A 12,383-nucleotide genomic window follows, 5' to 3' on the forward strand; every position below is an offset into this window, starting at 1 on the left:
ATAATAAAGTATAAAAAAGCTGATGGCTATCATCAGCTGTACTATATTTTAAACTCATTGTAATCAAATATAATTTCCTCTCCATTATTTACTACTATACAAGGTAATCCTACTCTTCCAGACTCTTTAACCTCTTTAAATACTTCATAATTATCTCTATACTTTAGAAACATCTTTAAATTTAGCATATTTTCACTTATATCTAAATATACAAACTCAACATTATTGTTGGAAAGATACTCTTTCGCTGGTTCACATCCTGGTCAATGTTTGCTTCCAAATACTATTATTTTTTTCATAACATTCCCTCCAATTTAAATTATATATCCAATTATATACTTTTTGGAGTTGTTTTTCTATATTTCTAGTTTAATCTTTTTTTTCTAAAGAAATAAACGATTAACATAACCGACGGAATAACTATAATAGATGTAATAGATACTACTGAAATAACCGTATTAGCAGGCTGCGGCACCCCTAATATGGAACGGCTATCCTTTAAGATAGTTACTAGAACAAACATTATAATTGATATTGGAATAATGAATATCTGATTCTTCTTATTTGCTATTTCTCCCAAGGTTATGGTAGTAAAGTAAAGATAACCTGAAATCTTTGTTGTATTTCCCATTATCCAACAGATCATATATAATAGATCAAATCCTTGGATTTCTCCTATTTGAATCATCCTAGTAAATGTTAAAAAAGGAAAATTCATGTGCTTTGCAAGTTCTATACCTACAGTCATTTGAGTAGGTATTATACACCCTACAACTATTAAAATAGAATATACTATGGATTTTACAAAAATTCTATTTAAATCCTTTTTATTTTCTAAATTAGGAGTTATCATAACTAATACCAATATATCAAAAAACTTCATGGAAGTATTTATGGCACCTAAATTTATTTGTCCAAATGTGGAATCACTAAATACTGGTAATAGCTCTTTAATATTATAATTTTTATATCCTAATATTATAATCAAAAATATAGTAAATATAACTATTGGAACTATTATTTCACCAAGTCTACCTATATTTCTTAAACCTCTAGAGGAAATATAGGCACAAGTCAACATTATAATTAAAGTAGTAAACCAAGTAGGAGTTACTGGAAATAAGGCTGTATTCAATATTTCAACTAATGTGCCAACAAATATAATATTAGAAAATAAAAATGTAATAAAATAAATAACTCCTATTATTTTTCCTAAAAATTTCCCCATAATTTTTTCTGTAATTTCCAATAAATTCAATTTATTAAACTTATTACTTAAATAAATTATAGGTAAATTAAATAATATGGTGTAAAAAATCGATAATAAAGTGGCTATCCATACATCTTGATTGGCTGGAGTAGTATTTACTGCCGGCATATAAGTTAATCCTACCATTATTCTATATAATACTATTAATAAAAGTACCTGATTATAAGATACTTTATTAATCTTTGTATTCTCCATATTATTCCACCTTTATCCTATTAATTGGTGTGTTTATTAAACCTGTCCTTATTATATTAGTATCAACTTCTATTTGAAACTCTGCTTCTGAAAATATTTCATCCCAATTAGATTCTATATTTTTCCATTGACTAGGATATTTCCTATGAAATACTATACCAAAACCAAAAATATCTAACTTATACTCTTTTTGAACCTTTTTAACAGCTGCTTCGAGAGCTTCCTCTATTGCCTTAGAACAAGCTTCTTCCATCTTTTTTATATTTTCTTCCTTAGATATATCTATATTCCCTATAACTTCTCCCATAGATGATGTTAACTTAACTTTAGTTTTAAGTATTATTCTACCATCTAATATTTCTATATCATTTTTAGTTTTATTTTTAATTATATATACTGAACTTAATTCATCAGAACTACTTTCAGATACTGGAGTATGAAATGTTATAACTCCTCCTTTTATCTTATCTAGAAAAAAGTTTAATGCTTTAGTATCATTTCCATTTAAATATCCTACTAATTTATCTCTATCAAATACAGCTGAACCTATGATTGATAACTCATATTCCGATGTTGGACCTATATCTGGAGATTTATTAATTATTTCCTTTTCCCTTTTCTCTACTATTCCAGTCATTGGATGGTGTCCATTATGATAATAATGTTTTATGTACTCTATAAAATTAACACTCATCGCTTTTGGATTGCTATTTGTATTTTTAATAAGCTCTAATACATAATTTGCAGGTATTTGTTCTAGCCCCGGATTAACACCCATTATATCATAGGCCTTAGCTCCCTTTGCAATTAAAATATATGATGTTTCTCTTTGCTCTAGAGAAGTCAAACATATGTGACACAGACCTCTGAAAAATTTTCTCTGAATAATGCTGTGGTTTTCTTAAATTGCTAGTAATTATTTTGTCAAGGAGGAAAGCGATAGCGATCCTTGATTAAATAATTATTAGTAATACCATCTTAAGCAGCATTTTTAGAGAAGTACTCCTCAACTATTTCATTTGGCGTCTTAAAGTTAAGAATTTTCCTTGCTATGTTATTGTATTTGTTACTATATCTTCTAAATGACTTCTCCATTTCTTTATAGCTACTAAACCGTCTTCTGCTGTAGAATAATTCATTATCTATCCTATGACTACGCTCTACTATACCATTTTGCCATGGTGAATATGGACGAATACGTTTGTGTTTTATATCTAGCTTTTCTAAATACTTTTCAAATCTAGTTTTCTTATTTGTAATATCTTGATCATTAACAAATTCGATTCCATTATCAGTTTGAACCAATTCAACTTTAAATCCTAATTTATCTTCTAATCGTGTTAAAAAGTTAGATGTACTATATGTGCTAAGTTCATTAACTAATTCTAAATATCTCTTTCTTGAATATTCATCAATAGCTGTTATTTGGTAGTATCTACTATGATTACTTGCAAAACCAATACATTCATTTGGAACATATTTTACATCTATTTGCACTCTTTCTCCAGGATAAGTAGTAGCATCTTTACGATAATTAGATTTAGGATAACTAGCTCTTTTCTTGGCTACGTTTAATTTCATTTTTCTTAGCTGTCTACACATAGAGTCATAAGTTCTTTTATACCCTGCATCCCTTAACTTCCGATACACTTGTGCATATCCTTCATGCTGATGGTATCTATGTTTATGCTTTATTAAGTCCAACTCTTCTTGAGTATGTTGGTTAGGATGAAATTGTGGTCTTCTGCTTTTATTTGCCAAAGATCTTACATCTCCATCATATCTTTTTCTCCAACGTTGGACTTGCTGACGGCTAGTGTGGTATCTTCTAGCTGCTTTAGCATTATTATCATGTTTAATTGCATATTTAACTACCCTTTGACGAAATCTCATCTCTTCTGTTATAATTGTTTTCATAAGGAAAGATCCCTCCGATTTTTGTTTGTTATGGTAAACAACATTATATCAGAGGTCTTTCCTTTTTTCATATTTACTTGTCACAAATGTATTGTCTCATATCATAAAATATATGATGTTTCTCTTTGCTCCCTATCTCTCATTAATTCATCTATATGACCCACTAATCCCTGCTTTGCAAAATCCTCTCCAAATATAATGACCTTATTGTGAGATGCAAATACACGGCGATCGAATTTCAATGTAATATCCCTAAAGGCTTCCAGTATAGTATTCCCAGTACCCTGTGCATATTTAACCGAAAGGTTTCCTTCCATATCACCTTCTTGAGTAGATGCGGGGTTGATAAATCCTACTGTTAATAATACCTTACCATTTTCCACGTCATAGCCCATGATTAAAGAGATACCAAGTTTATTTAACTCTTTAGAATCCCAACATCCCGTAAGAAATAATATTAATATAAGCAATATATTTAGAAAAATAATCTTTTTCATATACTTACCTCTCCCTATTTCTATTTTGCCTTCTAACATTTTTCTTTGCTATTGCCTCTGGTCTAAATATAAATTTTCGTATAGGAGTTCTTATAAATGTATCCTTTTTTAGTCCTTCCATATTTCTAGGAGCTATAGGCCAACAGTAAGGTATACCAAAGGAATCTAAGGACACCATATGAGTGGTTATTATCATAAATCCACAAGTAACTCCGTAAAGTCCTGACATTCCCCCTAAAAGGATAATAATAAATCTAATTATAACAATTCCCTGTACTAATTCTGGAATAATGAATTCTGATATAGCTGCTGCTGATACTACAATTACTGTAAGTCCACTTACTATTCCTGCCTGAACTGCTGCCTGACCTAATATCAATGCTCCAACTATACTTACGGTATTACCAATGTTTTTAGGAAGTCTAAGTCCTGATTCCTTTGTTAATTCTAGTGCCAAAGTTAGTAAAAATACTTCTATTACTATAGGAAGAGGTACTCCTTCCCTTGCTCCCGCTGCACTTATTAGCAATGGGGTGGGAATCATTTCCTGATGGTAAAGTTGCAATGCTACAAATACTCCTGGTAAATATACAGTTACAATCATTGCAGTATATCTTAAAATCCTTAGAAAAGAAGCATAATAAGGTCTTAAATAATAGTCCTCACTTGTCATTAATCCTTCTACATACAGCTTAGGTATAGTAAGAACATGAGGTGTACCATCCGTAAGTATAGCTACTCTGCCTTCTAAAATTTTAGCTGCTACTATATCAGGTTTTTCCACGTTTCCAATTGTTGCAAATATTGATCTTGGACTGTCTTCTATAAGTTCTTCTATATATTCACTTTCCAATATTGCATCTATATCTATCGTATTTAATCTTTTTTTAACTTCTTCTAAGACATTTTCATTAACTATTCCTTTAATATAAACTAGACTAACAGCAGTTTTAGTCTGTTTCCCAAAAACATAGTCTTCAAATACTAGGTTATTATTTCTTAAAACTCTCCTTATAAGAACCTTATTCACTGAAATATCTTCTATAAACCCTTCCTTTGGTCCTCTAACAACTGATTCTGAACCTGGTTCTTCTATACTTCTCTTTTCCCATTTGCTAATTTCCACCATATAGCAGATAGTCATATCTTCTATAAATAAAGCTACTTTTCCATTTGGAAGTTGATATATTATATCTTCCATTGAATCTGATTCTTCAATTTTAGAAATAAAAATAGTTCTTTTTATATCTTTAGGATCTTCTAGGCTAAGTATTAAAGGCTTTAATATATCATTATCAAAAATATCTCTATCTATAAATCCTTCAATATAAGCTGCCATTATCTTTATATTAGAGTTGGTCTTAAACTCATAAGTTACTAAATCTCCAGTACTATGAAAAGCGTTTATTATTTTCTCTCTATTTAAATTTATATCTGGCGAAATCATTTATATCATCCCCTACAATACAATTATGGTTATTATTGCCAAGTTCTAATATATTATTTATGATAATTCCTTTCATTGAAGAAATAAAAACTCTTCCGTAGTTATAAGAATCTCTATACGATTCTAAACTTCTTTCAGTTTGGTTGTTGTAATTTTACCATCTACCTTATTTAAGGTTTTTATCTTTAGAGTTGGATTGATTACATTGAATTCCCTTATAATTTCCTCAAATATTTTAAATTCTTTTCTTTTTATAACTACCTCAACTTGATATCTTTTTTCATCATTATTTCCTCTAGTAAGAAAAGTATTAACTGTATATCCAGTTTCCCTAAGTCTTCTTGATATTTCTGTAACCTTATTTTTATCATTCAAAAATAAATCTACTTCTAAAATACCAAGGGCTAATTTATCTTCAATTTTCCCACCTATAAAAACTCCCATAGTTCTTCCTAAAGCGTATGCTATAGTAAATTGAATCCCATCCGAGCTAGTAACCTTACTGACAGTAGTTGCGAAAATCATAGCATCTGTAAAAACCAATAAGTAAACTGGATTCATGATTTTTTTAGACATTAATATTGTTTTTAATGTTGCCAAAATATTTGTAAAAGCAGTTATTAAAAACAATCCTACAAGTGCAAACATAACATTCATTGTCATTTAAGCACCTCCTTTTTAAATTTCTATTCAAAAAAACTAACATACCAATGGTATGCTAGTTAGTAATTAATTATATATATTTAAATAATTCATATTGAAAATTCGGGATTGTATAAATCTGATCCCCTTCTGGGGAATATAGGCTTAAAGTAAATAATACCTGAGGCATTACTATTATAACTTTAAAATAAGGATAAGATTATATAAAAAATCAATTTAAAATTTTTAACTATATTTCAACAATTAATCTAACTTTACCACTATAACATATATATGAATTATTTGCAAATTCATTATTTTATTAAAAAGTCTTAAATTCTAGAGAAGTCAAACATATGTGACACAGACCTCTGAAAAATTTTCTCTGAATAATGCTGTGGTTTTCTTAAATTGCTAGTAATTATTTTGTCAAGGAGGAAAGCGATAGCGATCCTTGATTAAATAATTATTAGTAATACCATCTTAAGCAGCATTTTTAGAGAAGTACTCCTCAACTATTTCATTTGGCGTCTTAAAGTTAAGAATTTTCCTTGCTATGTTATTGTATTTGTTACTATATCTTCTAAATGACTTCTCCATTTCTTTATAGCTACTAAACCGTCTTCTGCTGTAGAATAATTCATTATCTATCCTATGACTACGCTCTACTATACCATTTTGCCATGGTGAATATGGACGAATACGTTTGTGTTTTATATCTAGCTTTTCTAAATACTTTTCAAATCTAGTTTTCTTATTTGTAATATCTTGATCATTAACAAATTCGATTCCATTATCAGTTTGAACCAATTCAACTTTAAATCCTAATTTATCTTCTAATCGTGTTAAAAAGTTAGATGTACTATATGTGCTAAGTTCATTAACTAATTCTAAATATCTCTTTCTTGAATATTCATCAATAGCTGTTATTTGGTAGTATCTACTATGATTACTTGCAAAACCAATACATTCATTTGGAACATATTTTACATCTATTTGCACTCTTTCTCCAGGATAAGTAGTAGCATCTTTACGATAATTAGATTTAGGATAACTAGCTCTTTTCTTGGCTACGTTTAATTTCATTTTTCTTAGCTGTCTACACATAGAGTCATAAGTTCTTTTATACCCTGCATCCCTTAACTTCCGATACACTTGTGCATATCCTTCATGCTGATGGTATCTATGTTTATGCTTTATTAAGTCCAACTCTTCTTGAGTATGTTGGTTAGGATGAAATTGTGGTCTTCTGCTTTTATTTGCCAAAGATCTTACATCTCCATCATATCTTTTTCTCCAACGTTGGACTTGCTGACGGCTAGTGTGGTATCTTCTAGCTGCTTTAGCATTATTATCATGTTTAATTGCATATTTAACTACCCTTTGACGAAATCTCATCTCTTCTGTTATAATTGTTTTCATAAGGAAAGATCCCTCCGATTTTTGTTTGTTATGGTAAACAACATTATATCAGAGGTCTTTCCTTTTTTCATATTTACTTGTCACAAATGTATTGTCTCATATCAATTATTTTATTAAAAAGTCTTAAATTTCTCCGATATAACTTCAATTAACTCCTCTAGAGAAACCCTGCCATCATGATACATAATATATATAAGTTGATTTTCTTTCCTGAATAATAGTATAATTCTATGTTTATCTTCTAATCCATATACACTAATATTATCTGTAGTTTTTATTTCACGAAGCCCTGAGTAAGTCATTAATCCTCGTCCTGCTAATATATCTTTTTCTAATCCTTTTGCAATAAATTCACATCTTGCGTCATAGTATCTAAATACTAATAATGGTTCAAGTCCTGTATCTATATTATTTTCATCATATAATTTTACACTTTCTATTAAATCATACTCCTTTGGAACAAATATATTCCAACTTGTATATACATGGTTTTCAGTGTCATTATCACTAAAATTATTATAAGTCTCTACCTTTTCAATATCAGCTATTGTAACAATTGGTAGATCCCCTAGTCTATGTACATCCCCAAGACTAATCTTTCTTCCATAGAATAATTTACAAAATACTATACCAATTATAGTTAGAGCCAGAGTAAAATTAATTATGGTTTTTCTGAAAGTTCTTCTTACAAATACAAATTCATCATCTTCATTGTCTAAAAACTTTCCCTCCCCTAACAAATTTTCCATTCTTTTTAAATATCTTCTTTTACTATTCTCATGAAATAAAGATATTAAAGCAATTATCATGGACAAACCAAATGAACTTTCCTTTGTCAAAGATATATAAAATCCCTTATCTGATAGAATTACTATATAAATTATCAGAAGAATAGTCACACTAATTATACTGAAAACATTCCCCTTATATCGTTTTTCTCTATAGTTACCTAATGCTATTTTATGTAATGCAGGTGTTCCATATAACTCCCTTAGTTCTGAATCTCCTTTAGAGGAAAATATTAAAGCTGAGTCTTTTCCACCTATGAAATCCCACCCTTCCTTATTTCTCTTTTCAATTATATTTTCCTTATCATCTTTATTTACTAAATCGATTCTATAGTTTATTTCTTTATTATCTCCCTCTTCAAAATACGCAAATATTTTACCTATTTTCTTTAGGTGTAAGCCTTTCTTAGACATATGATAAAAATAATTCTCATACTCTTTAAAATAAAGTAAATCTCGAAAAACAAACTTTCTAATTATCTCCCTCACCTCCTATATTATTATTCTACATATTTTTACATAATCCTTCTTTTTTTAAGTTTTCTAAAAAACATATGGTAAACTTAATTACCATATGTCTTTTTCCTAAGCTATATAATATTTTGCTTGTGTATTATACATATTTCCATATAGTGAATCCTCTTTTTTCATAAGTTCATTATGATTACCATATTCTATAATACTTCCATTCTTGAAAACAGCAATTTTATCTGAAAATCTTGTACTTGATAATCTATGGGAAATATATATGGCTGTTTTTCCTTCTACTAATTTGTTAAAGCTATTATATATTTCATATTCTGATATAGGATCTAGAGCAGAAGTAGGCTCATCTAATATAACTATAGGTGAATCTTTGTATAAAGCTCTGGCTATGGCTATTTTTTGAGATTGCCCTCCTGAAAATTCTATACCGTTTTTATCAAAGCTTTTATATATATTTGTGTCTATACCATTTTTAAGTTTATCCAAATCCTCACCAAATCCTGCCTCTTCAAGGCATTGTATAATTCTAGTATCATCCACCTCTGAATCAAATAAGAAGTTTTCTTTTATGGAGAAAGATAATAATTTAAAGTCCTGAAATACAATAGACATTAATTTCATATATTCAGTATATTTATACTCTCTTATATCTACTCCTCCAAGTAGTATTTCGCCTTCCGTTGGCTCATATAATCTTGATAAAAGTTTAATAAATGTAGTCTTACCTGCCCCATTTAGTCCAACAATAGATAATTTTTCTTTAGGTTTAATTACTATTGATATATCTTTTAATGTATATTCATTTTTATTTGGATATTTAAAGCTTACATTTTTAAATTCTATAGTAAAATTTTCTATATTATCTATATCAATTATCCCCTTTGAATTTTTAGATTCTATACTGTCAAACTGGATAAACAATTCTAAATATAAACATATTTGATTTATATCTATGAAAGAATTTACAAAGGACATTATAGATGTACTAAAGCTTCTAACAGTATTTGCATACATTGTAAAGCTTCCTATGGTAATGGTTTCTCCAATTACGGATATGGCAAGATAACCATAGATAATAATCATTTGTACCTGTATATTTATATTTGTTATTCCTGAATACTTCCCTATATCCGTAAATTGCTTAGAGTATATTTTCAACAAATTATCAGTAAAATACCTTGCTTTATTCAATATAAGTGATTTTCCATTATATAACCTAATGTCCTTTCCCACTGAAAAATCAGATGTAAGTCTGATAAAATATGAAAAGGCTCTATTGTCAAATATGGATTTTTGATTGTCTTCAAATCTAATTTTTTCTATCTTTTTAAATATATAGGAGTTTAAAAATACTATTATCAGTATCACTAGTATAATCAATGGGTTTAGAGTTATTAAAATATATGAAAGACCTATTAGGGTAATGCCTTCATATATTATTTGAGAAGTTTTTTCTAATGCCCAGCCTATTGCATTCATATTATAAATAGCAAAATATGCTCTTTCTTTTAAATCCAGTATTTCCGGGTCTTCAATATTTTCAAAATCCATTTCTACACATTTTTCTCCTAAATATGAATCTATTTTATTAAACAAATCAGTTCTTTCTAATTCCATTATCTTTTCAAAATAGCTGTTTAAGATTTTAAAAATTAAATTTCCTATACTTAATACTCCAACATAAATAATTAATATATTGATACTTTGATTTCCCATAAGTTCATCAATTATTAATTTCGGAATTATTATATTTAAAAATGGAGTAAAGGCCTTAAGTAAAGATGCCAAAACAGTTTTAGGTATATATGTTCTAGACAAGTTATTTGTTAACTTGAAAAAATATTTAAGTATCTGAAATTTACTTTTAGGCATAGGCTTTATCCTCCTTATAATATCTAGACTGGATATTAAACATATTTGCATATAGACTATCTAACTTCATTAACTCATCATGTGTTCCATATTCCTGCAATTGTCCATTTTCTATAAAAGCTATTTTATCGCAAAATCTAGTACTAGATAATCTATGAGAAATATATATGGCTGTTTTTCCTGAAATAAGTTTATCAAAACTTTCATATAATCTATTTTCTGCCAGTGCATCTAAACTAGCTGTCGGTTCATCCATTATTAATATTTTTCCATTTTTATATAAGGCTCTAGCTATGGCTAACTTTTGATTTTCTCCCCCTGATAATTCAATCCCTTCTTCATCTAGTATTTTTAACATATTGGTTTCTACTCCTTTTTCCAAGGATTGGATTTTATCTTTTAGCCCTGATTGTTCTATTGATTCATTAAGTTTAATTTCATCAAAGGTATTACTAAAACTTATATTTTCTCTAATATTAAATGGAAATATTTTAATATCTTGAAACACTACAGACAATAGGTCTAAATATTCTTCCTTATTGAATTTATTTATATTTATTCCATTTACTCGTATTTCACCAGCATTAGGACTATATAGTCCTGTGAGAAGTTTTACCAAAGTAGTTTTTCCTGCTCCATTTATTCCAACTATTGCTAACCTTTCCCCTGGATTTATTACAAGAGAAAAATCTTTAAAAATATATCTTTCACTATTAGGATATTTAAATGAAATATTATCAAATTCTATTTTATATTTTTCAGTCTTTGGTATATTTATGGGATTTAATATTTTTTTAGGCTCTTTTTTATTTAAAAATTCTCTAAAATCACCTATATATAGGGATTGAATTCTAATAATTGATATATCTTTCATTGTAGTATCCATCCATATAGCAAAGCTATTCATGGCAACGGAATACATTACAAAATCACTTATACTTAAATTGCCATATATAACTTTATATATAAGATATGAGTATATAACACTTTCCCTTATGAAAAATAATATCCCATCTAAAGTAGAAGATTTGAATATTTGGTTTTGTATTTCTTTAGTAATTTCAAGTAATCTTTTATCTGAGCCTACTTTTTTAGAAAAAAGAATATTTTTTAATCCATAAACTCGAATATCCTTGCCAAATTGAAAATCTGATAAAGTTGAAGATGAATAAATAGATTCTCTTTTTTCTTTATATAAATCATCTTTTCTGCTTCTCTCATACTGTTTTGCTTTAACCATAATAAGATATGATAATAATACAGTTAATATCAATATCATAAGTATAACTGGACTTAATCTAAATATTATAGTTACAAATCCAAAAAAACCTATAATAGAACCTAGTATACTAAATAGCTTTAGTATTACAATTCCAACACCAGACATAGGGTTTTGTACTGTATCTAATGCTATATTTATATCATTTAACGTATCTGGATCCTCAGTATAGAGAAAATCCATTGTCATGGACTTTTCACTTAACATATGAATGAAATTATATCTTATAACATTCATTTTCATTCTGAATTTCCCTTGTAAATATTCTACTAAAAATCCAATAACTGAAGCAATTATAAGACCCAATCCTAATATTCTCACAATTATATCTGGTCTTTTTCCACCTAAAAGTTCATCAATCAAAAATTTCGGTATGTAAACCCATATAAAAGGCGAAACTGCGTAGAGAATAGAATATAATCCTATTGATATAAATATAGATTTTTGCCACAGAGAAATATGTTTAATTACAAATATTAAATTATCCATGCTTTTAAATTTTTTGTTTTCCATTTTCCTCTCCTCCTTTTATTATATATTATATAATTTAATTTAAGGTATTGAAATC

At 28.1% G+C, this 12,383-nt stretch carries 10 protein-coding genes and 1 pseudogene; all 11 read right to left on the reverse strand.

Annotation, left to right across the window (positions count from 1 at the left end; genetic code table 11):
- Positions 1–41: 41 nt before the first annotated feature.
- Positions 42–248 (reverse strand): annotated as a pseudogene (locus tag KQI41_RS13835) (glutaredoxin domain-containing protein); the annotation flags it as partial.
- A gap of 116 nt (positions 249–364) precedes the next feature.
- Positions 365–1,465, reverse strand: a complete 1,101-nt coding sequence (locus tag KQI41_RS13840) for a GerAB/ArcD/ProY family transporter (RefSeq protein WP_154439433.1) — start codon at positions 1,463–1,465, stop codon at positions 365–367.
- 1 nt (position 1,466) lies between these two features.
- Positions 1,467–2,312 carry a Ger(x)C family spore germination protein gene (locus tag KQI41_RS13845; RefSeq protein ID WP_216585495.1) on the reverse strand — a complete coding sequence of 282 codons (846 nt, stop codon included), beginning with the start codon at positions 2,310–2,312 and terminating at the stop codon, positions 1,467–1,469.
- Positions 2,313–2,443: 131 nt separating this feature from the next.
- Positions 2,444–3,382 carry a DDE-type integrase/transposase/recombinase gene (locus tag KQI41_RS13850; RefSeq protein WP_216584757.1) on the reverse strand — a complete coding sequence of 313 codons (939 nt, stop codon included), beginning with the start codon at positions 3,380–3,382 and terminating at the stop codon, positions 2,444–2,446.
- A gap of 101 nt (positions 3,383–3,483) precedes the next feature.
- Entirely contained in the window at positions 3,484–3,879 is a 396-nt protein-coding gene (locus KQI41_RS13855) for a Ger(x)C family spore germination protein (RefSeq protein WP_216585496.1), read from the reverse strand.
- Positions 3,880–3,883: 4 nt separating this feature from the next.
- Entirely contained in the window at positions 3,884–5,326 is a 1,443-nt protein-coding gene (locus tag KQI41_RS13860) for a spore germination protein (protein WP_154439435.1), read from the reverse strand.
- Between the two features lie 123 nt (positions 5,327–5,449).
- A complete protein-coding gene (locus tag KQI41_RS13865; RefSeq protein WP_154439436.1) occupies positions 5,450–5,989 on the reverse strand; it encodes a DUF5698 domain-containing protein in 540 nt (179 codons plus the stop codon).
- 462 nt (positions 5,990–6,451) lie between these two features.
- Entirely contained in the window at positions 6,452–7,390 is a 939-nt protein-coding gene (locus KQI41_RS13870; protein ID WP_216584757.1) for a DDE-type integrase/transposase/recombinase, read from the reverse strand.
- A 113-nt stretch (positions 7,391–7,503) separates the two neighbouring features.
- The gene (locus KQI41_RS13875) at positions 7,504–8,667 is read right to left on the reverse strand and encodes a DUF2812 domain-containing protein (RefSeq protein WP_326828377.1); all 1,164 of its coding nucleotides are present in this window, start codon (positions 8,665–8,667) and stop codon (positions 7,504–7,506) included.
- 96 nt (positions 8,668–8,763) lie between these two features.
- Complete coding sequence (locus KQI41_RS13880; protein ID WP_154443049.1) at positions 8,764–10,536, reverse strand: ABC transporter ATP-binding protein; 1,773 nt, start codon at positions 10,534–10,536, stop codon at positions 8,764–8,766.
- Positions 10,529–12,328 carry an ABC transporter ATP-binding protein gene (locus tag KQI41_RS13885; RefSeq protein WP_216585497.1) on the reverse strand — a complete coding sequence of 600 codons (1,800 nt, stop codon included), beginning with the start codon at positions 12,326–12,328 and terminating at the stop codon, positions 10,529–10,531. The genes KQI41_RS13880 and KQI41_RS13885 overlap by 8 nt, the downstream gene beginning before the upstream one ends.
- Between the last annotated feature and the right edge of the window lie 55 nt (positions 12,329–12,383).

This window comes from Tissierella pigra, assembly GCF_018917845.1.
Lineage (GTDB): Bacteria > Bacillota > Clostridia > Tissierellales > Tissierellaceae > Tissierella > Tissierella pigra.

Bases quoted from the DNA above. Each gene is read 5' to 3' on its own strand.
- KQI41_RS13840 (WP_154439433.1), bottom strand. From the start codon at position 1,465: ATGGAGAATACAAAGATTAATAAAGTATCTTATAATCAGGTACTTTTA.
- KQI41_RS13850 (WP_216584757.1), bottom strand. From the start codon at position 3,382: ATGAAAACAATTATAACAGAAGAGATGAGATTTCGTCAAAGGGTAGTT.
- KQI41_RS13855 (WP_216585496.1), bottom strand. From the start codon at position 3,879: ATGAAAAAGATTATTTTTCTAAATATATTGCTTATATTAATATTATTT.
- KQI41_RS13860 (WP_154439435.1), bottom strand. From the start codon at position 5,326: ATGATTTCGCCAGATATAAATTTAAATAGAGAGAAAATAATAAACGCT.
- KQI41_RS13865 (WP_154439436.1), bottom strand. From the start codon at position 5,989: ATGACAATGAATGTTATGTTTGCACTTGTAGGATTGTTTTTAATAACT.
- KQI41_RS13870 (WP_216584757.1), bottom strand. From the start codon at position 7,390: ATGAAAACAATTATAACAGAAGAGATGAGATTTCGTCAAAGGGTAGTT.
- KQI41_RS13880 (WP_154443049.1), bottom strand. From the start codon at position 10,536: ATGCCTAAAAGTAAATTTCAGATACTTAAATATTTTTTCAAGTTAACA.
- KQI41_RS13885 (WP_216585497.1), bottom strand. From the start codon at position 12,328: ATGGAAAACAAAAAATTTAAAAGCATGGATAATTTAATATTTGTAATT.